Source organism: Faecousia sp. (assembly GCF_048519415.1).
In the GTDB taxonomy this organism is placed as follows: Bacteria; Bacillota; Clostridia; order Oscillospirales; family Oscillospiraceae; genus JAZOXB01.
Genome location: NZ_DBFZUT010000065.1, coordinates 1 through 23,017, shown reverse-complemented (window position 1 = coordinate 23,017; position 23,017 = coordinate 1). Strand labels below are relative to the sequence as shown.

Sequence of the window (23,017 nt, the reverse complement as noted above, 5' to 3'; positions counted from 1 at the left end):
GCTGTTGAAGGATAAATGATTATTTTCTGCGAAAGCATCTGACCAAGGAGGTGTCATTCATGGCTGTTCCTAAGTGTAAGGTTTCCAAGGCAAGACGGGATAAGAGACGCAGCTCCCACTGGAAGCTCTCCATCCCCGGCGTAGTCGCTTGCCCGAAGTGCGGTGAGGCTCGTCTGCCGCACAGAGCTTGCAAGAACTGCGGTACCTACAATGGCCGCGAGGTTCTTCCTGCCGCCGAGGCGAAGTAATTCCGTTCCCACAAGGAAAGCAGGAAAGGATAAGCTCCTTTCTCTCAGCCTGCCGGACAGCGCCCCTTCCGGGGTGGTATCCCGGCAGGTTTTGCTTTGTTTCCGGGCATTTTTGTTTGTGCCTTGCAAATCGAAGCGTTTTGTGCCATAATAGGAAAAAGAACCCGCGGCGCTCTGCCGCAGAGAGGAGGCTTGCGCTATGCCCAAGCCCTTGGTTGCGATCGTCGGACGGCCGAACGTCGGCAAGTCCATGCTTTTCAACAAACTGACCGGTCGGCGCGCCGCCATCGTGGAGGATACGCCGGGCGTGACCCGCGACCGCATTTACGGCGACTGTGACTGGAACGGCCGCGAATTCGAGCTCGTGGATACAGGCGGCATCGAGCCGAACACCGACAGCGAGATGCTGCAGTTCATGCGCCGCCAGGCCGAGCTGGCCATCGCCGCTGCCGACGTGATCGTCATGGTCACGGATGTGAAGACCGGCGTAACCGCCGCCGATCAGGACGTCGCCAATATGCTGCTGCGCAGCCGCAAGCCGGTCTGCCTCGCCGTGAACAAGTGCGACTCCGTCGGCCCCACGAACCCCGACGTCTACGAATTCTATGCGCTCGGCCTCGGCGACCCCATCGAGGTCTCCGCCGTCCACGGCCACGGCACCGGCGACCTGCTCGACTGGTGCGTTGCGCACTTCCCCGCCCCCTCCGAGCAGGAGGACGAGGGCGAGGTCATCAACGTTGCCATCATCGGCAAGCCGAATGTCGGCAAATCCAGCCTGCTCAACCGCATTCTCGGGCAGGAGCGCGTCATTGTCTCCAATGTCGCCGGAACGACGCGCGACGCCATCGACAGCTATTTTGAAAACGAATTCGGCAAATACCGCTTCATCGATACCGCCGGAATGCGGCGCAAGTCCAAGGTCGATGACGCCATTGAAAAATATTCCAACCTCCGCTCCATCGCCGCCATTGAGCGCGCAGACGTCTGTCTGATCCTCATCGACGCCGTCGAGGGCGTGACGGAGCAGGACACGAAGATTGCCGGTCTGGCCCACGAGGCCGGAAAGGCCAGCATCATCGTCGTGAACAAGTGGGATCTTGTGGACAAGGACACGAACACCATGGCTGAGAAGACGGCAGAGATCCGCCGCGACCTCAGCTATCTCACCTACGCGCCGATCATCTTCCTGTCCGCCCTGACGGGCCAGCGCGTCGGCAAGCTCTATGAGCGCATTAACGCCGTGGCCAACCAGAGCGCCATGCGCATCACGACCGGCATGCTCAACAACATTCTTGAGGACGCCACGGCCCGCGTGCAGCCGCCCACGGACAAGGGACGCCGCCTGAAGATCTATTATATGACGCAGGTCGGCGTGAAGCCGCCGCACTTTGTCATCTTCTGCAACGACGCGCGCCTGTTCCACTTCTCCTACCAGCGCTATCTGGAGAATCAGCTCCGCGGTGTCTTCGGTCTGGAGGGAACGCCCATCCGGCTGACCATCCGCCAGAAGGGCGATAAGGAGGACTGAGCATGGACTGGTGGCGCATCGTCTGCTGTGCCGCTGCGGGCTACCTGCTCGGCAGCTGCAACGGCGCAATCGTCGTGTCGCACACCTGCATGCACGACGACATCCGCAAAAAAGGCAGCGGAAACGCCGGCCTGACGAATTTTCTGCGGAACTTCGGCGGCTGGGCAACGCTGCTCGTCGTCCTGATGGATATGGGTAAGGTCGTGCTCGCCTGCCTGCTCGGCCGCTGGCTCCTGCCCGGAAACCCGCAGCTCGGGATGATGATCGCAGGCGCGATGACGGAGCTGGGTCATATTTTCCCGGTCTTTTACGGCTTCCGCGGCGGCAAGGGCATCCTGTCGAGCGCTGCACTGGCGATCATGATGGACTGGCGCATCTTTGTCATCGGCTTCAGCCTGTTTCTGATCATCGTCTTTGCGACGCACTATGTCTCGCTCGGCTCCATTCTGGCCGCCACGGCCTATGCCGTGCTGTTTGTCATCTTTTTCCCCGGACAGCCGTGGATCTGGAGCATCGCCATTGCTATGGCCGTCCTTGCGATCTTCATGCATCGCAGCAATATTGCCCGTCTGCTCCATGGCACGGAGACAAAAACCTATCTTTTGAAATCCAAGAAAAAGTGAGGAATCTTCCATGCAGGTAACGATCGCCGGCAGCGGCGGCTGGGGCACGGCCCTTGCCATTCTGCTGCATGAAAACGGTCACGATGTCACCCTTTGGTCGCATTTCGAAACGGAGAGCAAGCAGCTCGCCGAGACCCATCAGAATCCATATCTCCCCGGCGTGACTCTGCCGGAGGGACTGCATTATTCTGCAGACCCCGCCTGCGCGCAGGGCAGGGAGATGGTCGTGTTCGCCACGCCGTCGTTCGCCGTGCGCACCACAGCCCGCGCCTTTGCGCCGTACCTCGCCGAAACGTCCCTGCTTGTCTCCGTGACGAAGGGCATCGAGGAAGGTACCGGCTATCGCATGTCCGAGCTTGTCTCGCAGGAGACCGGCCGCACCGTCGTCGCCCTGTCCGGCCCCTCGCACGCCGAGGAGGTCAGCCGCGGCATCCCGACGGGCGTTGTCGTCGCCTGCCCGGAGCGGGAGCTTGCCGAGCGCGTGCAGAACGCCTTCATGTGCAGCCGCTTCCGCGTCTACACCAGCCCCGACACGGCCGGCATCGAGCTGGGCGCGGCGCTCAAGAACGTCATTGCCCTCTGCGCCGGTGTCTGCGACGGCATGGGCTATGGCGACAACACCAAGGCCCTGCTCATGACGCGCGGCCTTGCCGAGGTCGCCCGGCTGGGCATGGCACTCGGCGCGCACCGCGAGACCTTCGCCGGTCTGGCCGGTGTGGGCGACCTGATCGTCACCTGCACGTCCATGCACTCCCGTAACCGCCGCGCCGGTATCCTCATCGGCCAGGGCGTTCCCGTGCAGGAGGCCATGAAGCAGGTCGGCGCCGTCGTCGAGGGCTATTATGCCGCCCAGTCCGCCTGGGAGCTGGCGCAGCGCAAGCACGTCAGCATGCCGATCACCGAGGCGGCCTATGCCGTGCTCTATGAAGGCCACGATCCGCGTGTGGCGCTCAATTCGCTCATGCTGCGCGACCGCACCTCAGAGGCAGAGGACGCCGCATGGGCACGGTGAACCGCCGCGCAGAGCTGCTGCGTTCGCTGAAGTTCACTCTGTTCTCAGCCTCGGCCGGGCTCATCCAGATCGGCGCGTTCGCCCTGTGCAACGACGTCATCCGTCTGCCCGCATGGCTGGGCTATCTCATCGCGCTGGTGCTCTCCGTGCTCTGGAACTTCACGCTGAACCGGCGCTATACGTTCCGCTCCGCCGCAAGCGTGCCGCGCGCCATGGCGCTTGTCGCGCTGTTCTACCTTGTCTTTACGCCCTGCACCACCTGGCTGGAGCACTGGCTCACCGACGTGCAGCTCTGGAACGACTACCTGGTCACGGCGCTCAACATGGTGCTGAACCTCGTGTTAGAGTTCCTCTATGACCGCTTCGTCGTCTTCCGCGGAACGATCGATTCCAGAGACGCAAAATAACAAGCAAGACCTGTCTGATTTTGTTCAGGCAGGTCTTGCTTGTTATTGCAGATCCGTTCAGGCGTCGATGGTGCCTTCCAGAAGCGTCCAGCCGTCGCCGCCGAGCGGGCCGCCGTCCGTCCGCCCGAGGAAGCCGCCGCCCAGCAGGTCGAACACGCTGCCGCGGAAGCTGAATTCCGGCAGGCGGCCGACAGGCAGGCCGTCGCGGCACAGATAGGCCGTCTGCACCGGTGTCGCAAAATCTCCCGCAGGCGTCATATCGCCGCCGGAGGCCACGTCGATCAGGATAAACGACCGATCGCCGAGCAGCTCGGCATAGGAATGTGTCTGTGCAATGCGCAGGCAGCCCTCCGAGGCCGAGCGGCAGGGCGCGGCGTCATAAGCGCCGCCCGCCGCGGCAGTCGCCATGCAGCCATAGCGCGCAGCCTGTGCACGATCCGCTGCGCCGCGCACAAGCACGCCGTTTTCGATGAGCGGCAGTGTGTCGCCCTCGAGCACGGAGCCCTCCGCATCAAAGAACGGCAGCCAGCTCTCCGGACGCCGGTCGACCTGCAGCGTCAACGCGCCGGAGAAGAGCTTCTCCCCCATTTTGCCGCTGAACAGCGACGCACCGCTCTCCAGCTTCTGCACGTCGAGCAGGCCCTCGAGCTTTCCGCTCAGGAAGCTGCCCGCAAACAGCACGGGGAGCTTTTCCTTCGGCATAGGCACCTCGTTGCGGTAGGCACGCAGGGAACGGCGCGCGGCCTCCAGCCCGTCGACGGCCGCATTGCCGCGGCTCGTCCAGCCGATGCCGGTGTCAAATACGTTCGGCGATGCCTCGTCCTTCACGACCAGATTCAGGAACGAACCGCTCTGCCTGTCGTCGAGCCTGCGGCCGAGGTCATTTTCCAGCCGCACCCGCTCGGAAAGCGCCACGATCTTATTGGAAAACACAAAGCCGGGACATTCCTCACGCAGATGTGCCAGCAGAGCCTCGGACTGCTCCAGCAGCTCACGCTCCTCCGGCATAACGCCGGTCTCGCGGCTGCGGACCAGAGCGCCAAGCGGCTCCGGGTGGGAAAGGCCGGCAGTGAGCGCGCGCTGCGCGGCCTGCCATGTTGCCTCGTCCGGCTCGCCAAACACGCCGCTGATGCCGAGCTTTCCGCCGTCATACACGCGGCAGCCGCTGCGGACGATGTGCTTGCGGCGCACCTCCGTCACGGCGCCCTCGGAAATATTCAGAGAAACCTCGCTTCTCTCGATCTGATAAAGCTCTTTTTGCATCTCCGTCTCCTCCTTACTGCGCCTTCAGGCCGCGCACCCGCAGGTACGGCCCGCCGAACGCGACGCGCAGCGGCCACTGCTCCATTTTGCCGCAGCCGCCCGTGAACAGGCTGCGCAGCTCCGTCTCGGCCGTCGCGCCGTCGATCTGATGCAGCGTCTGCATCACATTGCCGGAGATCACGCTGACCAGCACCGGCTCTGCCGGTTTTCCGCCGCGGATGCGGTAAGCGCGCGCCGGAGCGATCGTAAATGTCGACATACCGGAGCCGTGGAAGAAGTCCGGGATATACAGGCCGCCCTCGGCCCCCCGCAGCAGACTCTCAAACGTGTCCGTGCCGCCCGCGATCCAGGTGGAGGTCATGCGCACGATCGGCTCGAACTCGAAGCTGATGGCGCGGGCGTTGCCCGTGACCGCCTCGTCCAGCGCAGCGGCCGTCGCTGCGGAATGCAGGCGGCCGGTCAGCACGCCGTTTTTCACCAGATAGGTGTCGCGCGCGCGCGTGCCCTCGTCGTCATAGGGGCAGTAGCCGGAACCGTTCGGCACACCGGAGTCCAGAATGCTCAGGCCCTCCCAGCCGACCCGCTTGCCCAGCTCCCACTCCCGGCGCATCGTCTCGGAGCCGAGCATGAAGTCCGACTCGCTCTTGTGGCCGAAGCTCTCATGGGCAAACACACCGGCGACCGTCGGCGAGAGCACGCAGGTATATTCCCCCGGCTCCACGGGGACGGCGTGCATGGCATAGTTCACGTCCTCCTCAATGGCCGCGCGCAGGCCCTCTTGGCAGCCCTGCAGGCCCGCGAAATCCGATGCATAGCGCTGCTGACCGTTCGTGAACGGCGCGTTCGCGCCCGTGACAGTATAGCCCAGCGCGATGCCGCAGTGCTGATAGTCCTGCCGGATATCCGCGCCGAGCGAAGAGCAGAATGTCTTGTCGACATGCACATCCAGATAGCGCGCACGGGTGGCGGCAAGCCCGCTGCGCTCCAGCAGGGGCTGATAGCTGCGCAGCAGCGCCAGCTTCTGCTCCACCGGCACGGCGCGCAGGTCGCCTGCCTGCCAGCGCAGCACACAGTCACGGTTCACCTCAAAACGGCGCACAACAGGGTCGTCACCGATGGCCGGGTTCGGCTCTGCCATGGCGGCCAGCGTATCAAGCTCCTGCTGCAGGCGGTCCGGCTCCGTTGTGGCGCTGTTATACCAGCGCTTTCCGTCATAGACGCGCACGAATGCGCCGCGGCGGCGGCTCTCGGTGCACTGCTTCAGCTCGCCGTCCTCGAGTACGAGCGTCGTTTCCGCCACGTCCTCCACACGGACATCCGAATATAGATCCCTGGGAAATTTCAGCATAAGCATTTCCTCCTTTTCCTGCATTCTATCATGCGGGACACGCCGTGTCAATCAGCAGCGGACCGGTTCTTTTACGATACCGCCGTCCTCGACCGTCAGGTCCTCGGAATACTCCACGCGGTCGATCACGCAGCCTGCGCCGACGCAGACAAAGCGCCCGCGGACGACGGCCGCCTGCGTATCGAGCAGCTCGAGCGTATCGCCCTCGATGGACTGGGCCTCCAGTGCGCGCTTGCGGCGGCCGAGCGAGATCACATGCGCGTCCTGCACCACGCGGAGCGTCGTGCAGCCGATGTCGCCCACCTGATACAGACCTCCGCGGGACATGATGATCTCCCCGGCGTTGAGCAGACCGTCGATCCGGAACACGCCGGAGGCATGGAAGCGCTCGGCCTCCACAGCCGGGGCGCGCAGCGAGCCCGCGATCTCAAGCTCCTCGGCATGGATGTCGCCCTCTGCGGCGCAGCTGCCGCTGAAGCGGGCCTTGCCAAGCTGCATGCCGCCCTCGGTCTTTGCCGAGCCGGAGCACTGCAGCGTTCCCGTGCAGTGCAGCGACTGTGCCTTCACGCTGCCGGAAAAGCGTCCCTCCTGCATGGCAGCCTCGCCCGCGACCTTCACCGAGCCGCTGCAGCGGACCTCACCGGCGCAGGAAAGCGCGCCCTCGATCTTTGCGGAGCCGGAGCACTGCAGGGTGTCGCACCGCAGGTCGCCGTCCACGCGCAGGCTGGCGCTTACGCGCACCTCGCCGTATTCCCCGCCGTCAACGCGGGTCGAACCGGAACAATTCAAATTCTGTTTCATTTCTGATGAACTCCCTTCTGCTTTGGCAAGAGCTCCTGCGCCTGCCCGTCCACGATCAATGTAATGCTTTTCAGTTCCTCCAGCCGGAAGCGGCGGCTGGTAAAGCGGTCCGTCACGATGAGCCAGTTTTCCGGCGCATGCCGCTCCGGCTCCCGGAGCTTTTCGGCCAGCTCCTCGAGCGAGGTCTCGCCGCGCTGCAGGATCTGCTCCACGCGCGGGCAGATCTGCGCCCGGTGGAAAAACGTCTCCTGCCCGGTCAGCGTCGCCCGGCGCAGGAACCAGTCCTCCGGGATGAGGCCCATGCGCTTCCAGCGATAGAGCGCGCCATAGGACACGCCGTAGCGCTCCAGCAGCTCGCGCTTGGAAATGAGGTCTTCCATTCGCATCCTCCCTCCGTAACATTGTTACGCCATCATAATAGCATAACATTGTTACGCTGTCAAGCACAAATTTTGGCGCAGGCGGGAGCACCTGCGCATAGACTATCTCAGGGCAGTACGCAAGGGCTGCCCAAACCCGATTCAGGAGGTACCTTATGGCAGCAAGCGGAACCCTGCAGGCGCGAGCCTTTGCTTCCAACGCGCAGCTCCCGCTGCCCGGCGTAGCCATCCGCATCACGGAGCGCACGCCGGAGGGCAGCATGAAGCTGCTTGCCCTGCGCATCACGGATGAAAGCGGCATGATCGGCCCCATCGTCATCGAAGCGCCCGAGCGAGCGGGCAGTCAGGCCCCGGGAACGGGGCAGCCGTTCACGCAGGTGGACCTGTCGGCGGAGTGCCCCGGCTACGAGCAGATCCTCGTGGAGGGCATCCAGATCTTCGCCGGGGTGCGGGCCATTCAGGAGCTGGCCATGATCCCCTACCCGCAGTATCCGGAGTATTACAACCTGACCGAGGTCTTCCCGATCTCGCCGCAGGCGCTGTAGGTGACGGCCATGGTAACGGTCATTCCCTACATTCCCGCGCAGATCACCGTGCATCTGGGGCCGCCGACCGCCTCGGCCGCGAATGTGACGGTGTCGTTCGCGGACTATGTCAAAAACGTCGCCTCGAGCGAAATTTACCCGACGTGGGATGACAGTGCCCTCGTCGCCAACATTCTGGCCATCATTTCCTTTGCCCTCAACCGCGTTTATACGGAATTCTACCGCAGCCGGGGCTATGATTTCGACATCACGTCCTCGACGGCCATCGACCAGAAATTCATCAACGGGCGGAATATTTTTGAAAATGTCGGCCGCCTCGTCGACGAGCTGTTCAACACCTATCTCCGGCGGCAGGGCTTTGTGGAGCCTCTGGCCGCCAAATTCTGCAACGGAACGACCGTGACGTGCGACGGTCTGAGCCAGTGGGGCTCACAGGAGCTTGCACAGCAGGGGCTGAGCTCCGTGGAAATTCTCCGCCGCTATTACGGCGAGGATATCGAGATCGTCCGCAACGCGCCCATGCGCGGCTACGCCCCCTCCTACGGCGGAACGCCCCTGCGCCGCGGCTCGCGTGGGCCGCAGGTCGTGCAGCTGCAGGTCATGCTCAACCGCATCGGGCAGAACTACCCCGCCATCCCACGTGTTGCGTCCGTAGACGGCATTTTCGGCACGCAGACGGAAAATGCCGTGCTGGCCGCACAGCGCATCTTCAATCTGGACCCGGACGGCATCGTCGGCAAGGGCACGTGGTATCAGCTCGTGCGGCTGTATGTCGCGGTGACGGAGCTGTCAGAGCTGGCCTCGCAGGGGCAGACGTTCTATGCCGTAAACTGGCAGTATTCCCGCGTACTGCGCGAGGGCAGCACCGGTGAGCCGGTGCGCGTGCTGCAGTATATGCTGCAGGTCATCGGCTCGTATATCAACGACGTCCCCATGCCGCCGCAGACCGGCATCTTCGGCGAGTTAACGGCCAACAGCGTGCGGGCCTTCCAGCGCTTTTCCGGTCTGGCCATTGACGGCATCGTCGGCGAGCAGACGTGGAACGCCATTTTTGACCGTCTCGCCGGGATCGCCGAGACCGGGCCGCTGCCGCAGGATGTGGCGCAGGAGATCGCAGAGGAGGTCGGCTATCTCGTGCAGGCCGGAGTGATCCCGAATTTCCCGGGACAGATCCTGCGCCTCGGCGACAGCGACACATAAAAGGAGGAAAGCCATGCAAATGCCCATCCGTTCCCTGCAGTCCATGCTGCGCCTGCTGCAGCGCCATGCCGGGAAGCCCACAACCGTCGTGCCCGACGGCATTTTCGGCCCGGAGACGGCCCGTGCCGTGCGGGAATTTCAACAGCAGAACGGCCTGCCCGTCACCGGAGCGGCCGACCTTACGACTTGGAACGCCGTTGTGGATGCCGCGCGCGAGGCGCACATCCACCATGGCCCGGCCGAGCCGCTGCGCCCGCTTTTTCAGCCGATGCAGACCATCTCCCCCGGCGAGCAGAACATGCACCTGTACCTTGCTCAGGGCATGCTGCAGGCCCTGCGGCACTACTATGACGGCATGCCGCCCGTTTCCGTGACAGGCCGGCACGATGAAGCTTGCACCGCCTGCCTCAAATGGCTGCAGGCCCGCTGCGGCCTGCCCGTGACCGGCGAGCTGGACCGGCGGACCTGGCAGCATATGGTGCGGCTGTATGCCCAGACCGTCGGCGACGGGACCGGGTCCTATCCCGTCCGGATCACCCACCCGGAGGGTGCGCAGACGCCGCAGCGCGTCTGAAGCGCTCCGCAGCGAAGCAGAATTTCTTTGCCGGAAAAGTCCAAGGGGCTTTTCCGGCAAACGGTCACGGCAGTCCGCAGCCCGACCGTGCGGCGCAGTCATAGCCCGGAGCCAGGCCCCCCGTGCTGCGGTGGATATAGGCATCCACGCCCTCGCGGAGCACGGGCGCAAACAGGAATTCTCCGCTGCGCGTGGCCAAAAAGTCCCGAATGAATGCCTCGGCCGTTCTGCGGCTGCCGCGGCAGTTCTCCCGCAGGAAGGCGACATAGTGATCCTCGCAGGTCAGGCAATACTGCCAGCTGCTGCCGGTGTAGGTCCCGTTGCCGAACAGCACATCCCCGCCCAGAACGACGCCGCGCATTGCCTCGACGCTGGCAAGCACCCGAAAGATCTGCGGCTTTGTCCAGGCCAACTCTCCGCACGGAAGCTGTACCGCCCCGCCGAGGGCGCGCAAATCCCAACTCATATCCTTTCCCCTTCCCGTTTTCCGATTCACAGGGAATCCTGCATTGCTGCCCGGATTCGTCGTTATTTTTAGAATATCGAAATTTTAATGAAATGTCAAGCAGTTTTTTGCGCAGAATAACGCGATTTTTGTCGATATTTGTCGAGAGTGTTGGGGTTTGTCCCAGCGTGTAATGTAGATATACAACGCATCCGTTTTCCCGGAAGCGTCCTTTTTTCGCAAGGGCCATTGTATTGGGGCAAAATGGGGGCTGTCATCATGCCGTAGCAGTTAGCGTTCGCTAACATTATCTGAAACAAACGGACAGAAACGGGAGATCGAACTATGAAATTTCAAAGTTTTGGCAATCAACAGCAAAAACTTTATCTGCGCACAGAGAAGCTCCCCTCAAGGCAGGCCTCAAGGGGAGCTTGATCGTTATTATAGGCTTTTACGCTTCCTGTTCCTGCTCCGCGATCTGCTTGAGCAGAATTTCCTCGGCATAGCCGCAGGCGCGCTCGACGGAGCCTGCCTCGAACGGATTGGCCAGATTGGCGTAGCGCAGCGTCTCGAGATAGCTGCGGCTGCCGCCGGTCTTGCAGAGCTTGAGGTAGTCCTGCCATGCGGCGGCCTTATCCTCGGCGTACTTCTTCTTGAACTCCATCGCCCCCATGGTCGTGAGCGTGTAGTTGATGTAATAGAAGGGGTAGAGATAGATGTGCAGCTTGTGGTACCAGTAGCCACCGCGCTCCAGGAAGGGATCGCTCTCATACTTGCGCCACGGCATGTACTTCTCCTCCAGCAGATGCCACTGGTAGGTCCGCTCCTTCGGCGTCAGCTCCGGATGGGCATAGCAGATATGCTGGAATTCGTCCACGGCCACGCCGAAGGGCACAAAGGTCAGCGCCTCCTGCAGGTGGGCGAAGCGGAACTTATCCGCCTGATCGCCGAAGAACCACTCGGCATAGGGATAGGCGAACTGCTCCATGGACATGGAGTGAATTTCGGCAATGTCGGTCGACTCGCTGTAGTAGTCCGAGATGGGCTGGCTGCGCATGGCCATATAGCCTGCGAAGGCGTGGCCAAGCTCGTGGGTCAGCACCTGCATATCAAAGATCGTGTGGTTGAAGCAGGAGAAGACAAAGGGAGCCTTCAGGCTGGGCAGGCTCGTCATGTAACCGGTGGATGCCTTGCCCGGCTTGTTCTGCAGATCCATCAGCTCGTGGTCGATCATGAAATCGATGAACTCGCCGGTCTCCGGGCTGATCTCGTGGTACATCTTCTGGGCAGTCTTCACCATGAAGGCATCGTCACCCGCGGGCTCGGCATTGCCGTCCGGGAACACCATCTTCTCATCGTGCCACATGACGTGGTCGATACCGAGGCGCTTCGCCTGCGCGTCATAGAGCTTTTGGCACAGCGGGACAAGGAACATGCGCACCTGCTCGCGGAAAGACGCGACCTCCTTTTCGCCGTAGTCCGTGCGGCTCTGCTCGAGATAGCCGACGGGGATGTAGTTCTCATAGCCGAGGTTTTTGCCCATCTGGTTGCGGATGCGGATCAGCTCGTCCCAGATCCCCTCCAGACGCGGCTCGTTGTCCTCGTAGAATTTGGCGTAGGCCCTGACGGCAGCGGCGCGCATGGCACGGTCGGGGTGCTCGAAATACTTCTGCACGCCGTAGAGGTTCAGCGTCTTGCCGTCGAAGGGGATCTCCGCCGTGGCCATGATCTTCTGATACTCGTTGGTCAGGCGGCTCTCCTGCTGGCGCAGCGGGATGTTGGCCTCGCAGAACAGCTTCTTCTGCAGATCCATGGAGACAAAATACTGCTTGCCGAATTCCTTCTCAATGTCCGGGCGGAAAGGGCTGGACGCGATGGCCTCGCTCAGCGCGACCTCCTCGCCGCCGAGGGTCGGCAGCGTGTCGTCAAGATAGGCGACCTCCGTTTCATAGAATTCATCACGGGTGTTCAGCGTATGGCGGATGTTCGCGATGGAATACTGCGTGGACAGCTCGCAGTTTTCGCGGTCCATCTCAAGAAGCAGCGTGCGCAGAGCCTCGTAGCTCTCCGCGTGTTCGATCGCAGCTTTCCAATCCTTGAGCTTTGCACGGTGTGCCTCCAGATCGGGGCGCTTATATTCCAGGGTCGAAAATCTGAAATTGTCCATGGCGTTCCGGTTTCTCCTCACATTTTTATAGAATAAAGGGGCTTGTCGTGGTGCGGGTATGGGGACTTGAACCCCAACGCATCTCTGCACAGGAACCTAAATCCTGCATGTCTGCCAATTCCATCATACCCGCGTATCGATCAAATTGAAAACGGAGAATGCGTTCCGCCTCCAACTCATTATAATTCTATCATTCCGGCTGCAAGTTGTCAACGCCTTGTATGCTTTGCACAAGTTTTCCTGTAGGGAAACAATTTTCCCTGCATAATTGCTTGACTTTCGCGAAGTGAAACGGTACAATAAACAGTGGATTTGTTTGTTTGCTCTGTGCATTGGGGTAGCCGGAGGAAGCATTACTTTTTCGTGACACACGCACCCAATTTGAAGAACAGGAGGTGTATTCCGGCAATGGAATGGTATGGTTACGTCCTGCTCGTCGCAGGACTGCTGATTGTAGCATTTATCTTCTTTCTGATCGGCATGCTCTATCGCAAGAAAGTCGCGGAGCGTGAGATCGGAAGCGCAGAAACCGAAGCAACGCGTATCATCAACGAAGCCATCAAGGGCGGCGAGAATAAGAAGCGCGAGATGCTCGTGGAAGCGAAAGAGGAAATTCATAAATCCAGAACCGAATACGAAAAGGAAGTCAAGGAGCGCCGCGCCGACCTGCAGAAGCAGGAGCGCCGCCTCCAGCAGAAGGAAGAGTCTCTCGACAAGAAGCTCGACGCCTTCGAACGCAAGGAAGACGATCTCCGCCGCCGTCAGGCAAACATTGCCGCTACGCAGGACGAGGTCGAAATGATCAAGAAGAGCCAGCTCGAAACGCTGGAAAAGCTCTCCGGCCTGACGCAGGAGGAGGCTAAGAACCACCTGCTGAAGAATCTCGAAAACGAATGCAAGCATGACGCCGCGCTCAAGATCAAGGAGATCGAGACGAACCTCAAGGACAACGCCGATCAGCTCGCCCGCGAGATCATCTCCATCGCCATCCAGCGCTGCGCCGCCGACCACGCCGCCGAAACGACTGTCTCCGTCGTCGCTCTGCCGAACGATGAGATGAAGGGCCGCATCATCGGCCGCGAGGGCCGCAACATCCGCACGCTCGAGGCCATCACCGGCGTCGATCTCATCATCGACGACACGCCGGAGGCCATCACCGTCTCATGCTTCGATCCCGTGCGCCGCGAGGTCGCGCGTCTCGCGCTCGAGAAGCTGATCGCCGACGGCCGCATTCACCCGACCCGTATCGAGGATCTCGTAGAGAAGGCCCGCAAGGAGGTCGACCGCGTCATCAAGCAGGAGGGCGAACGCGCCACGTTTGAGACCGGCATCAACAACCTCCACCCCGAGCTCATCAAGCTGCTCGGCCGCCAGAAGTACCGCACGTCCTATGGTCAGAACGTTCTGAACCACTCCATCGAGGTCGCCCACATCGCCGGTCTGCTCGCAAGCGAGCTCGGCGTGGACGTCGCGCTGGCCAAGCGCGCCGGCCTGCTGCACGACCTCGGCAAGTCTGTCGACCACGAGATGGAAGGCAGCCACGTCCAGCTCGGCGTTGAGCTGGCCCGCAAGTACAACGAATCGCCCGACGTCATCCACGCCATCGAGGCGCACCACAACGACATCGAGCCGCGCACCGTCATTGCCTGCCTCGTGCAGGCGGCCGATGCCATCTCGGCCGCTCGTCCCGGCGCACGCCGCGAGAACGTGGAGAATTATATCCGCCGTCTGGAAAAGCTCGAGGAGCTGACCGGCACTTACCCCGGTGTCGAGAAGTCCTACGCCATTCAGGCCGGGCGCGAGGTCCGTATCATGGTCAAGCCCGAGGATGTCTCCGAGGACAACATGATCATCCTCGCCCGTGAGCTGACGAAGAAGATCGAGTCCGAGCTGGAATATCCCGGCCAGATCAAGGTCAACGTCATCCGCGAGACGAAGGTCGTCGAATACGCCAAATAAGGTCAACCGCCTGCCGGGCACGGATTTTCCGTGCCCGGTGTTTTTATGTCCTGATACAGCCAACCGGCGGACTGCCGCCGTTTTCAGGCTTGGCAATCCGCCGGTGTTCTGCTATAATATTAATATTGGAGAATCGCCAGCCTGCTCAACGGCCGCGCTCCGTGCCATAGAAGAAAAGGGCGACCATGCCCGGCCCGCAGTGGCTGCCGAGCGTCGTACCGACGGTATTGATCACGATTCTCCCGCGCAGCTGCGGGAATTTCTCTTCGATCATGCCTGCCAGCTGTTCGGCATCCGCAAGATTGTCCGCATGGGAGATATGGCAGGGGCCGTCATAGGCCATGCCGCCCTCGGCATAGCTGACCATTTTCTCCACAAGAACGCGCAAGGCGCGCTGCTTGCCGCGAATTTTCTCCCGCGGGATCAGCTTGCCCTCGCAGTTTGCCTCGATCACAGGGCACAGACGCAGGAGCGTACCGATCCAGCCCGCCGCAGCGCTGACCCGGCCGCCGCGCACAAAATATGCCAGCTCCGGCGTGAAGAGCCAGTGGTGCACATGGAGCCTGCGCGCTTCGATCCAGGCGGCGGTCTCCTCCATGGTCCGGCCCGCATCGCGCTGACGCGCTGCTTCGAGCATCAGGATAGCAGCGCCGCCCGAGCCGCAGAGCGAGTCGACAACGATGATTTTCCGCTCCGGGAATTCCTCCAGCAGCATGTCCCGCGCGGCGCAGGCGGAATGATAGCAGCCCGACAGGCCAGACGAGAGCGAAACATGCAGGATGTCGCTCCCCTGCTCCAGAAACTGCCGGAAATACAGCTCGAATTCCCCGGTCGTGACCTGCGACGTCCCCGTCGTTGCCCCGGCTGCCATGGCGTCGAAAAACGTCTTCATCGGCAGACTCTGGCCATAGTCGTCAGGATATTCCTTCCCGTCCAGCAGAAAATGGAGCGAAACATAATGCAGATCGAGCGCGGCGTATTGCGCAAGCGTCAGATCCGTCGTGGAATCACAGCTTAACATGTACGGCATGGTGTGGGTCCTCTCTGTGTGTTGATTTTGCAGTTGCATAAAAATCCGCACGGACGGACGTGCTGCCCGTGCGTTGGGATTCCCTGTTTACAGGAATTGCGCCCGGCAGATCAGCATAGCCAGCACCGGGATGACGCAGCCCGCAAGAAGCTGCAGCGCCGTGTGACGCTTGAGCCGGATGCTCGACCAGATGATCGGCGTCAGGAGCACATAGCCGACCAGAAACCACGGATTGATAAAGATCGACAGCGCCGCGATCGGGCCGGAGCAGCCGCAGGTATGGCCGCTGGCTTTGAAATGCAGCAGCGTGCACACGGCAAGCGTTGTGCCGGAGATGAGATACGTTCCGAAAATGACCTTTTCTATCGCTGCGCCGCCGTCCAGCACGGCAGCAAGGAAGCCGATCAGATAGCCGAGCACGGAGAACACCAGCGCCAGATTGCGCTGCGTCTTTCTGCCGCCTCTGCGAAGCGCCGGGATGAGATAGGACACCGGATAGGCCAGCACCGGCAGCAGCGACAGGCACACGATCGCAAGCAGATAATGTCCCAGCGAAGCAAACGAGCCAGGCACGAGCACATAGAGCAGCGTGCACATCAGTGCGGAAAAAACCGGCGGCGTTGTCAGGATACGGACCGCCTGTGCAAATTTCTGTTTCATGATGAAGCCTCCCCGTGAGTCATTCGCCGGGCCGCCCCGGCTGCTGGACTCATCGTACCATGCCCCGCCCCGTATGTCACGCTACCGGCGTGAGCCGTCCCTCTCCGCAGTCTGGAGAGCGACTCCATCAGCCCGAGAATGGGGTTCTACTGTGAGTAGAGTCCTTGATTTGCAAGGGTTTGCGGGCATTCCCCACCAACAGAAAGGACAAACGCCCATGAATGAATCCGATGAAAAGCTGCGGCAGCTCATCGCCGAAAACATTGCCTATTACCGCAAGCTGAACGGCGACACACAGGCCGGTCTTGCGGAAAAGCTCAGCTACTCCGATAAGTCCGTCTCCAAGTGGGAGCGCGGCGACGGCACGCCGGACATCTTCATTCTCTCCCATATCGCCTCGCTCTACGGCATCACCGTGCAGGACCTGCTGCGCGAAAAGAAGGTCGCCAAAACGCGCACGCGCCACCTGCTCATCTCGCTGCTGTCCGTCGGCCTTGTCTGGCTCGTGATGACGGTGTTATTCTGCAGCGCGCAGATCTTCTCGATCTGTGACCGGTATGCCTGGCTGCTGTTCATCTACGGCATCCCCATCTCCGGAATCGTGGCGCAGGTTTTCTGCGCGCTCTGGAGCAACCAGCTCTCGCAGATCTTCGCCTGCTCGCTTATCATCTGGGGCGCCGGTCTGAGTCTGCACCTCACGGCGCACGGGAACCGGCTGTTTCTTGTCTACGTCATCTGCGCCGTGCTCGAGGTCCTTCTGATCCTGCTGTACACCCTGCGCGCGCAGACGCGCTGGCGTGAATGGCGCGAAAAGCGCAAGAAAATGCAGAAATCGTCCGACGATTCCGCAGCTTGAGCGCTGAAAATTCCATTTTCTCCCTGTTTTGTCGATATTGTCAATTTTTCTTTCTATAATTTGTTGAATTCGCCACGAATTTTTAGTCGTAACATGCTTGCACTTTTTTGCACAACGTGGTAAACTGGCACCAGAGAGGAGAAGATCTCCTCTGAACATAGTCGGAGCAGCGCGGCGGCCGCCGCAGCGCTGCATGGTTCGCCATTGACCGGTCCCGCTCGTTCGTTCTCCTGTCCCGCACAGAGCGGTGTGCGCAGCCGTCTTTGTGAGCAGGCCTGTCCTGCAGAGGCTATGGGCTGCACTCTGGGATCCCCGCGGCTCAGTCCACGTTCGTTTTCATCTTTTCTTCTTTCTTTCGTTATTTGGTCAGGCAAGAGTTAACCGCGAGTATGGGCAATTTTTTCTTACTATCTTATTCTCCTTTCTAACATCTCCTAATAATTTGAAGTGAAGTATTGGTATTGTCGAACATCTTGTTTTATCTGTCTCTTCCGCGGGGCTGCTTCTTTTGGAGCAGCCCCCATTTTTGTTGAAAAAATCCCTTTGGGCTTTCAGAATTGCAAAACAAAACTTTGCAGCATTATTTTGCAATTCTGCCGCGGCGGCGGGAGGCCTACGATTCACCGAACCCCACCGGCTGCTCCGGCGGGGTTCTCGTTTTCCTTTTCTTTTTCCGGAAAACATGGTACAATACAGAAAAACAGGCGGCTGGGCCATGTTGGCACGGCCGCCGTATCCGAACACACGGAGGAGATCGCAATGGAAGATATGATCCGGCTGCTGGCAGCCGAGTTGGGGCAGAAGCCGCAGCATGTGGGGGCGGTCGTCCGCCTGCTTGACGAGGGGAACACCATCCCCTTCATTGCCCGCTACCGCAAGGAGCAGCACGGCGCAATGGATGACACGACGCTGCGCACACTGGCAGAGCGCCTACAGTATCTGCGCAATCTGGCCCAGCGCCGTGAGGAGATCCGCCGCTCCATCGCCGCGCAGGAGAAGCTGACGGACGAGCTGGACGCTGCCCTGCAGGCCGCAGTGACGCTATCGGAGCTGGAGGACCTATACCGGCCCTATAAGCCGAAGCGCCGCACGCGCGCGACCATCGCCCGGGAGCGCGGCCTTGCGCCGCTGGCTGAGCAGCTGCTGGGGCAGGCCCGCGATCTGCCCGATCCGCTCACGCTTGCCGCCGGATTCGCAGACCCGGCGCGCGGCGTGGAGACGCCGGAGGACGCGCTGGCCGGTGCGTCCGACATCGTGGCGGAGACCGTCTCCGACGATGCTGCCGTGCGCAAAGCTCTCCGCAGCCTGATGCAGCGCCAGTCCGTTCTGCGCACGCAGGCCGCGAAGGGAAAGGAGGAGGAGACCTCCGTCTATCAGCTCTATTATGACTTCCGCCAGCCGGTGTCCAGACTGCAGGGCCACCAGATCCTCGCCGTGAACCGCGGTGAACGCGAGGGCTTTCTGAAGGTCACGCTGGAAACGGACCGCGAGCAGGCCCTCATCTGCGTGCGCCGCTGCGTGCTCGTACCGGGCGGCGGCGCGGCCGCCTTCCTGCGCGCCGCCTGCGAGGACGCCTATGACCGCCTCATCGCGCCCAGCATGGAGCGCGAGCTGCGCACCGCGCTCACGGAGCGGGCCAACGAGGGGGCCATCCGCAATTTTGCCCTGAATCTCCGGCCGCTGCTCATGCAGCCGCCCGTGCGCGGCCATGTGACTATGGGCCTCGACCCAGGCTACAGCCACGGCTGCAAGGTCGCCGTCGTTGACCCGACGGGCAAGGTGCTGGACACCGCCGTCGTCTACCCCACGTTCTCCAAAGCAAAACGCGCCGAAGCGATCGAAACGCTCCGGCGGCTCATGGATCGGTATGAGGTGACGCACATCGCCCTCGGCAACGGCACGGCCTCGCGCGAGACGGAGGCCATGGTCTGCGAGCTGCTGCGGCAGAAGCACGGCGCGGCCTACATGATCGTCTCGGAGGCGGGCGCCTCCGTCTATTCCGCCTCGCCGCTGGCGGCGGAGGAATTTCCGCAGTACGATGTCAACCTGCGCAGCGCGGTCTCCATCGCGCGGCGGCTGCAGGACCCGCTGGCCGAGCTGGTCAAGATCGACCCGAAGGCCATCGGCGTCGGTCAGTATCAGCACGACGTGCCGGAAAAGCAGCTCGACGAGGCGCTCTCCGGCGTGGTGGAGGATTGCGTCAACGCCGTCGGCGTCGATCTGAACACGGCCTCCCCCTCCCTGCTGCGGCGTGTGGCCGGTCTGAACGCCACGACGGCAAAGAACATCGTCGCTTATCGCGAGGAGCACGGGGCCTTTACGGCGCGGCGGCAGGTCCTGAAGGTGCCGAAGCTCGGCCAGAAGGCCTATGAGCAGGCGGCAGGCTTCCTGCGCGTGCCGGAAAGCCCGCAGGTGCTCGATCACACCGGCGTGCATCCGGAGTCCTATGCCGCGGCAGAGACGCTGCTGGGCCTGTGCGGCTATCGTCTTGCGGACGTCGGCGCGCTGACCGAGCTGCCCGCACGGCTGGAGGCCTACGGCCCTGCGCGCGCCGCAGAGGCCTGCGGCATCGGTCTGCCGACGATGCGCGACATTGTCCGCGAGCTGTGCAAGCCCGGCCGTGACCCGCGCGATGAACTGCCGCAGCCTGCGCTCCGCACGGACGTTCTGGAGCTGAAGGACCTGAAGCCCGGTATGGTGCTCACGGGGACCGTGCGCAATGTCATTGACTTTGGCGTGTTCGTGGACATCGGCGTCCACCAGGACGGCCTTGTTCACATCTCGCAGGTTTGCAACAAATTCATCAAGCACCCGTCCGAGGCCGTGTCCGTCGGCGATATCGTGCGCGTAGCCGTGCTGGAAGTCGATGAGAAGCGCAAGCGCATCAGTCTGACCATGCGCGGCGTGCCGGGGGACGGCGAAACCGGCCCGGACTGTCAGAAAACTGCCCGGTAATAAGTTTCGGAGGGAAGAAAAGTGTGAAAGGAAACCGTCAGGGTGTCCTTTCGCGTTCCATCACCCGCCGCAGCGGCAGAATTGCAAAATCATACTACAAAAATTGATTTTGCAATTCTGGAAGCAGCTTGTCAAAAAAGCCCGAAGGGTCTTTTTTGACAAGCCGGCTGTTAACCGTCCTGCTCCGCCGGGCGGTCGAACCCATGGTGGGCGCGGATCATCTCCATGAACCGCCCTGCCGCGGCCGACGGCGGCGTATTGCGGCGCGTGCACAGCACGACGCGGCGCGACGGGATTTCCTCGGCCAAATGCAGCTTGCGCACGACGCCGCGGTTCAGGCCGGAGAGCGACAGCTCCTCCGTCACACCCGCCACGCCGAGGCCGATGCGCGCCAGCGAGATGAGCAGGTTATGGCTGGCCAGCTCGATCTCCGGCTGCAGGCGCAGGCCTCGCTGCAGGAAGCAGTCCTCCAGGAAGCGGCGCGAGCTTGCCTCGCGTTCGAGCAGGATGAGCGGGAATTCGCTGATCTCCTGCAGCGTATAAACGCGGTCAAAATCGCAGGGATAATCCGGCGCCGCCACGAACACCGTGTGCGTATCAAAGCACGGGAAAACGGAAAAACTGTCTGCATCCGGCGTGTAGGTCGCAAACGCAAGCTCGACCTGCCCGCTGCCGAGCAGCTGCAGCACACGGCGGCTCGTTCCGTTCAGGATGCGCACATGGATATGCGGGTATTGCTGATGGTAGTCCCGCAGGAAGGGCAGAAGATAGTATTTCGTCAGCGTGCTGCTCACGCCGATGGACAGCTCGCCCTTCAGAAGCTCACGCGACTGCGCGATGCGCTCCTCCCCCGCCTCGAGCAGGGACAGCGCCTGCGCCGCATAGTCATAGAGCACGCTCCCCTCCGCCGTGAGCGTCACGCCGCGCGCCGTCCGCGAAAACAGCCGCACGCCGAGGGCGCTTTCGAGCTGCTGCAGCGACTGGCTGACGGCCGACTGCGACAAATAGAGCTGCTTTGCCGTCCGGGAGATATTTCCCGTGTCGGCAATTGCTTTAAATATCCGGTATTGCTCCAGCTTGACTGCCATGGTCTCACACTCCATCAGAATTATTGATGTCTTGCATAAGATATTCATGTTTTACTTATGCCTCGGTTTGTATTATAATAGGCGCGTTGTGTGAAATCAAGCCCATCGGGCAGAAACAGGAGCAGAAGTATTATGAGCAATTGTGCAGTCGTCGGCATCAACTGGGGCGATGAAGGCAAGGGCCGCATGGTCGACCTCATCGCAAAGGATTATGATATTGTCATTCGCTATCAGGGCGGCAACAACGCCGGTCATACCATCGTCAATGAGTACGGCAAGTTTGCCCTGCATCTCATCCCGTCCGGCATTTTCTCCGAGGGCGTTGTGAATGTGCTCGGCAACGGCGTCGTCATCGATCTGGAAGACCTGTGCCGCGAGATCGACAATCTCCGTGCGCACGGCATCCGCATCACGCCGGAGAATCTGAAGATCTCGGAGCGTGCCACCATCGTCTTCCCCTTCCACCGCGCGCTCGACGGTCTGGAGGAGGCCCGCCTGAAGGATCAGAAGTACGGCTCCACGCTGCGCGGCATCGCGCCCGTTTATTCCGATAAATATCAGAAGAAGACCGTCATGCTCGGTGAGCTGCTCTACCCGGAGCACCTCAAGGCGCATCTGGCCACCATCCTGGAGTGGAAGAACCTCATCATCCACAATGTCTACGGCGCAGAGCCCTACAAGCTCGAGGACATGCTCGCCTGGTGCGAGGAGTTCGGCGGCAAGCTTCGCCCGTTCCTGTGCGACGTACCCAAGTACCTCTATGAGGCCGAAAAAGCCGGCAAAAACATCATGTTCGAGGCCCAGCTCGGCGCCCTGCGCGACATCGATTTCGGCATTTATCCCTACACGTCCTCCTCTTCGTCCATTGCGGGCTATGCCTGCGTCGGCGCCGGTATGCCGGGCAGCCATGTGGACCGTACCGTCGGCATCGTGAAGGCCTACTCCACCTGCGTCGGCGAAGGCCCGTTCACAGCAGAGTGGTTTGGCGAGGAGGCCGAGAACCTGCGTGAAAAGGGCGGCGAATACGGCGCTTCCACCGGCCGTCCGCGCCGCGTCGGCCCGATCGACCTTGTCGCCACACGCTATGGCTGCCGCATCCAGGGCGCGACCGAGGTCGCGCTGACGAAGCTGGATGTGCTGTCCGGCATGAAGGAGGTCCCGCTGTGCGTGCAGTATGAGCTGAACGGCGCGCTGACGGACGATTTCCCCTTCCCTGCCATCCTGCCGGAGGCAAAGCCCGTCTTCCGCACCATGCCGGGCTGGAACTGCGACATTTCCGGCGTGCGCCGCTATGAGGACCTGCCGAAGGAAGCGCGCGACTATGTAGAGACCGTGGAAAAGGCCATCGGCTGCCACATTTCTTACGTCTCCGTCGGCGCGGAACGCGAGGCGATCATCACGCGCTGATCCCGGTTCGGCGGGACATCCGTTCCGTACCGCAGCGCAGAGATCGGACGCTCCGCACGCAGATAATACGCCAGATACAGGATCGTTTCCCGGGCGGGACGCGGCAGCAGCCGCTCCTGCCCGGTGATTTTTCGCAGCTGCTCCGGGCTTCCGCAGCGCCACAGGCGCGCAGTCATGCGCTCGACGCTTCGGGATACCGAATCGGAGCTGCGGCGCAGGAGCTTGGCAACGGTGGGATACACATCCTTCGTGATGCGGAAGTCGTCAAAGCCGAGGTTCTCGTCAAACAGCAGCTCGGCAGTGATCTCCGTTGCAAGGACGGAGGGAGTGATCTCGGCCCGGGTCGTTCCCAGAATCGCAAAAAACAGGGATTCAGCGGTGATCATAAGTTTTCTCCTCTCTTCGTGCTCTGTTGTCTTCCCGGCGCTCGTCCGCCGGGAGAAACGTTTTCAGTCAGCGGCCGGATAAAGTTGTTTTGGGCAACCAGCGTCTATTATTATACGGCAAAACATGCTAAAGTG

General features: G+C 61.5%; 22 protein-coding genes and 1 tRNA gene. 12 read left to right on the top strand and 11 right to left on the bottom strand.

The features are described from left to right. Positions 1-59: 59 nt before the first annotated feature. The 5 genes from rpmF to ACMKFF_RS06870 all read left to right on the top strand — a co-directional run bounded on the left by rpmF (position 60) and on the right by ACMKFF_RS06870 (position 3,818). Positions 60-248: a 50S ribosomal protein L32 gene (rpmF, locus tag ACMKFF_RS06890; protein ID WP_349135142.1), complete on the top strand. Its 189-nt coding sequence runs from the start codon at positions 60-62 to the stop codon at positions 246-248. A 199-nt stretch (positions 249-447) separates the two neighbouring features. After that, positions 448-1,776 (top strand): ribosome biogenesis GTPase Der, encoded by a 1,329-nt coding sequence (gene der / locus ACMKFF_RS06885; RefSeq protein ID WP_417324644.1) that lies wholly within the window; start codon positions 448-450, stop codon positions 1,774-1,776. Between the two features lie 2 nt (positions 1,777-1,778). Then, positions 1,779-2,399: a glycerol-3-phosphate 1-O-acyltransferase PlsY gene (gene plsY, locus ACMKFF_RS06880; protein ID WP_349135144.1), complete on the top strand. Its 621-nt coding sequence runs from the start codon at positions 1,779-1,781 to the stop codon at positions 2,397-2,399. A 10-nt stretch (positions 2,400-2,409) separates the two neighbouring features. Further along, entirely contained in the window at positions 2,410-3,411 is a 1,002-nt protein-coding gene (locus tag ACMKFF_RS06875) for an NAD(P)H-dependent glycerol-3-phosphate dehydrogenase (protein WP_419496477.1), read from the top strand. After that, on the top strand, positions 3,399-3,818 hold the full coding sequence (locus tag ACMKFF_RS06870) for a GtrA family protein (RefSeq protein WP_419496476.1): 420 nt from the start codon (positions 3,399-3,401) through the stop codon (positions 3,816-3,818). The genes ACMKFF_RS06875 and ACMKFF_RS06870 overlap by 13 nt, the downstream gene beginning before the upstream one ends. A 57-nt stretch (positions 3,819-3,875) precedes the next feature. On the opposite strand, the gene ACMKFF_RS06865 is transcribed toward ACMKFF_RS06870, so the two are convergent. The 4 genes from ACMKFF_RS06865 to ACMKFF_RS06850 are packed head-to-tail and all read right to left on the bottom strand — an operon-like array spanning position 3,876 to position 7,610. Beyond that, positions 3,876-5,081, bottom strand: coding sequence for a metallopeptidase TldD-related protein (locus ACMKFF_RS06865; RefSeq protein WP_419496475.1), 1,206 nt, complete (start codon positions 5,079-5,081; stop codon positions 3,876-3,878). A 13-nt stretch (positions 5,082-5,094) separates the two neighbouring features. After that, complete coding sequence (locus ACMKFF_RS06860; RefSeq protein ID WP_419496474.1) at positions 5,095-6,429, bottom strand: TldD/PmbA family protein; 1,335 nt, start codon at positions 6,427-6,429, stop codon at positions 5,095-5,097. 51 nt (positions 6,430-6,480) lie between these two features. Continuing rightward, on the bottom strand, positions 6,481-7,230 hold the full coding sequence (locus ACMKFF_RS06855) for a polymer-forming cytoskeletal protein (RefSeq protein ID WP_419496473.1): 750 nt from the start codon (positions 7,228-7,230) through the stop codon (positions 6,481-6,483). Further along, a complete protein-coding gene (locus ACMKFF_RS06850) occupies positions 7,227-7,610 on the bottom strand; it encodes a DUF4004 family protein (protein ID WP_419496472.1) in 384 nt (127 codons plus the stop codon). The genes ACMKFF_RS06855 and ACMKFF_RS06850 overlap by 4 nt, the downstream gene beginning before the upstream one ends. 155 nt (positions 7,611-7,765) lie before the next feature. Here ACMKFF_RS06850 and ACMKFF_RS06845 point away from each other — a divergent pair, with 155 nt between their 5' ends. From ACMKFF_RS06845 to ACMKFF_RS06835, 3 genes are read left to right on the top strand one after another with little or no spacing between them, the layout of a single operon-like run. Beyond that, complete coding sequence (locus ACMKFF_RS06845; RefSeq protein ID WP_349135151.1) at positions 7,766-8,155, top strand: spore cortex-lytic protein; 390 nt, start codon at positions 7,766-7,768, stop codon at positions 8,153-8,155. Between the two features lie 9 nt (positions 8,156-8,164). Then, a complete protein-coding gene (locus tag ACMKFF_RS06840; protein ID WP_419496471.1) occupies positions 8,165-9,355 on the top strand; it encodes a peptidoglycan-binding protein in 1,191 nt (396 codons plus the stop codon). A gap of 13 nt (positions 9,356-9,368) precedes the next feature. Next, complete coding sequence (locus tag ACMKFF_RS06835) at positions 9,369-9,929, top strand: peptidoglycan-binding protein (RefSeq protein WP_349135153.1); 561 nt, start codon at positions 9,369-9,371, stop codon at positions 9,927-9,929. A gap of 64 nt (positions 9,930-9,993) precedes the next feature. Here ACMKFF_RS06835 and ACMKFF_RS06830 read toward each other — a convergent pair whose 3' ends face one another. The 3 genes from ACMKFF_RS06830 to ACMKFF_RS06820 all read right to left on the bottom strand — a co-directional run bounded on the left by ACMKFF_RS06830 (position 9,994) and on the right by ACMKFF_RS06820 (position 12,674). Next, the gene (locus ACMKFF_RS06830; protein WP_418464401.1) at positions 9,994-10,395 is read right to left on the bottom strand and encodes a hypothetical protein; all 402 of its coding nucleotides are present in this window, start codon (positions 10,393-10,395) and stop codon (positions 9,994-9,996) included. Between the two features lie 430 nt (positions 10,396-10,825). Beyond that, positions 10,826-12,541 (bottom strand): M3 family oligoendopeptidase, encoded by a 1,716-nt coding sequence (locus tag ACMKFF_RS06825; RefSeq protein WP_419496470.1) that lies wholly within the window; start codon positions 12,539-12,541, stop codon positions 10,826-10,828. Positions 12,542-12,589: 48 nt separating this feature from the next. Continuing rightward, positions 12,590-12,674 (bottom strand) — tRNA-Leu (locus tag ACMKFF_RS06820). A 275-nt stretch (positions 12,675-12,949) separates the two neighbouring features. On the opposite strand from ACMKFF_RS06820, the gene rny reads away from it, so the two are divergent. Beyond that, positions 12,950-14,500 carry a ribonuclease Y gene (rny, locus tag ACMKFF_RS06815; protein ID WP_419496469.1) on the top strand — a complete coding sequence of 517 codons (1,551 nt, stop codon included), beginning with the start codon at positions 12,950-12,952 and terminating at the stop codon, positions 14,498-14,500. Positions 14,501-14,645: 145 nt separating this feature from the next. Here rny and ACMKFF_RS06810 read toward each other — a convergent pair whose 3' ends face one another. Both ACMKFF_RS06810 and ACMKFF_RS06805 read right to left on the bottom strand, forming a co-directional pair. After that, positions 14,646-15,530: a DegV family protein gene (locus tag ACMKFF_RS06810; RefSeq protein WP_349134881.1), complete on the bottom strand. Its 885-nt coding sequence runs from the start codon at positions 15,528-15,530 to the stop codon at positions 14,646-14,648. An 87-nt stretch (positions 15,531-15,617) separates the two neighbouring features. After that, on the bottom strand, positions 15,618-16,190 hold the full coding sequence (locus tag ACMKFF_RS06805; RefSeq protein ID WP_419496468.1) for a hypothetical protein: 573 nt from the start codon (positions 16,188-16,190) through the stop codon (positions 15,618-15,620). Positions 16,191-16,407: 217 nt separating this feature from the next. Between ACMKFF_RS06805 and ACMKFF_RS06800 the strand changes: the two genes are divergently transcribed. Together ACMKFF_RS06800 and ACMKFF_RS06795 are read left to right on the top strand one after the other, a co-directional pair. Continuing rightward, on the top strand, positions 16,408-17,046 hold the full coding sequence (locus tag ACMKFF_RS06800; protein ID WP_419496467.1) for a helix-turn-helix domain-containing protein: 639 nt from the start codon (positions 16,408-16,410) through the stop codon (positions 17,044-17,046). Between the two features lie 759 nt (positions 17,047-17,805). Continuing rightward, the gene (locus ACMKFF_RS06795) at positions 17,806-20,001 is read left to right on the top strand and encodes a Tex family protein (RefSeq protein ID WP_419496466.1); all 2,196 of its coding nucleotides are present in this window, start codon (positions 17,806-17,808) and stop codon (positions 19,999-20,001) included. Between the two features lie 170 nt (positions 20,002-20,171). On the opposite strand, the gene ACMKFF_RS06790 is transcribed toward ACMKFF_RS06795, so the two are convergent. Then, the gene (locus tag ACMKFF_RS06790) at positions 20,172-21,089 is read right to left on the bottom strand and encodes a LysR family transcriptional regulator (RefSeq protein ID WP_419496465.1); all 918 of its coding nucleotides are present in this window, start codon (positions 21,087-21,089) and stop codon (positions 20,172-20,174) included. Positions 21,090-21,221: 132 nt separating this feature from the next. On the opposite strand from ACMKFF_RS06790, the gene ACMKFF_RS06785 reads away from it, so the two are divergent. Continuing rightward, positions 21,222-22,496: an adenylosuccinate synthase gene (locus tag ACMKFF_RS06785; RefSeq protein WP_419496464.1), complete on the top strand. Its 1,275-nt coding sequence runs from the start codon at positions 21,222-21,224 to the stop codon at positions 22,494-22,496. Here ACMKFF_RS06785 and ACMKFF_RS06780 read toward each other — a convergent pair. Further along, on the bottom strand, positions 22,451-22,882 hold the full coding sequence (locus ACMKFF_RS06780; protein WP_349135346.1) for a sporulation initiation factor Spo0A C-terminal domain-containing protein: 432 nt from the start codon (positions 22,880-22,882) through the stop codon (positions 22,451-22,453). The two genes, ACMKFF_RS06785 and ACMKFF_RS06780, sit on opposite strands and share 46 nt — an antisense overlap. Positions 22,883-23,017 lie beyond the last annotated feature (135 nt).

Excerpts from the sequence above, each read along its gene's own strand:
- der (WP_417324644.1), top strand. The coding sequence starts at position 448 with ATGCCCAAGCCCTTGGTTGCGATCGTCGGACGGCCGAACGTCGGCAAG.
- ACMKFF_RS06830 (WP_418464401.1), bottom strand. The coding sequence starts at position 10,395 with ATGAGTTGGGATTTGCGCGCCCTCGGCGGGGCGGTACAGCTTCCGTGC.
- ACMKFF_RS06870 (WP_419496476.1), top strand. The coding sequence starts at position 3,399 with ATGGGCACGGTGAACCGCCGCGCAGAGCTGCTGCGTTCGCTGAAGTTC.
- ACMKFF_RS06840 (WP_419496471.1), top strand. The coding sequence starts at position 8,165 with ATGGTAACGGTCATTCCCTACATTCCCGCGCAGATCACCGTGCATCTG.
- ACMKFF_RS06810 (WP_349134881.1), bottom strand. The coding sequence starts at position 15,530 with ATGCCGTACATGTTAAGCTGTGATTCCACGACGGATCTGACGCTTGCG.
- ACMKFF_RS06805 (WP_419496468.1), bottom strand. The coding sequence starts at position 16,190 with ATGAAACAGAAATTTGCACAGGCGGTCCGTATCCTGACAACGCCGCCG.
- ACMKFF_RS06860 (WP_419496474.1), bottom strand. The coding sequence starts at position 6,429 with ATGCTGAAATTTCCCAGGGATCTATATTCGGATGTCCGTGTGGAGGAC.
- ACMKFF_RS06780 (WP_349135346.1), bottom strand. The coding sequence starts at position 22,882 with ATGATCACCGCTGAATCCCTGTTTTTTGCGATTCTGGGAACGACCCGG.
- ACMKFF_RS06865 (WP_419496475.1), bottom strand. The coding sequence starts at position 5,081 with ATGCAAAAAGAGCTTTATCAGATCGAGAGAAGCGAGGTTTCTCTGAAT.
- ACMKFF_RS06850 (WP_419496472.1), bottom strand. The coding sequence starts at position 7,610 with ATGGAAGACCTCATTTCCAAGCGCGAGCTGCTGGAGCGCTACGGCGTG.
- ACMKFF_RS06855 (WP_419496473.1), bottom strand. The coding sequence starts at position 7,230 with ATGAAACAGAATTTGAATTGTTCCGGTTCGACCCGCGTTGACGGCGGG.
- ACMKFF_RS06800 (WP_419496467.1), top strand. The coding sequence starts at position 16,408 with ATGAATGAATCCGATGAAAAGCTGCGGCAGCTCATCGCCGAAAACATT.
- ACMKFF_RS06825 (WP_419496470.1), bottom strand. The coding sequence starts at position 12,541 with ATGGACAATTTCAGATTTTCGACCCTGGAATATAAGCGCCCCGATCTG.
- ACMKFF_RS06875 (WP_419496477.1), top strand. The coding sequence starts at position 2,410 with ATGCAGGTAACGATCGCCGGCAGCGGCGGCTGGGGCACGGCCCTTGCC.
- ACMKFF_RS06790 (WP_419496465.1), bottom strand. The coding sequence starts at position 21,089 with ATGGCAGTCAAGCTGGAGCAATACCGGATATTTAAAGCAATTGCCGAC.
- rpmF (WP_349135142.1), top strand. The coding sequence starts at position 60 with ATGGCTGTTCCTAAGTGTAAGGTTTCCAAGGCAAGACGGGATAAGAGA.
- plsY (WP_349135144.1), top strand. The coding sequence starts at position 1,779 with ATGGACTGGTGGCGCATCGTCTGCTGTGCCGCTGCGGGCTACCTGCTC.
- rny (WP_419496469.1), top strand. The coding sequence starts at position 12,950 with ATGGAATGGTATGGTTACGTCCTGCTCGTCGCAGGACTGCTGATTGTA.
- ACMKFF_RS06785 (WP_419496464.1), top strand. The coding sequence starts at position 21,222 with ATGAGCAATTGTGCAGTCGTCGGCATCAACTGGGGCGATGAAGGCAAG.
- ACMKFF_RS06835 (WP_349135153.1), top strand. The coding sequence starts at position 9,369 with ATGCAAATGCCCATCCGTTCCCTGCAGTCCATGCTGCGCCTGCTGCAG.
- ACMKFF_RS06845 (WP_349135151.1), top strand. The coding sequence starts at position 7,766 with ATGGCAGCAAGCGGAACCCTGCAGGCGCGAGCCTTTGCTTCCAACGCG.
- ACMKFF_RS06795 (WP_419496466.1), top strand. The coding sequence starts at position 17,806 with ATGGAAGATATGATCCGGCTGCTGGCAGCCGAGTTGGGGCAGAAGCCG.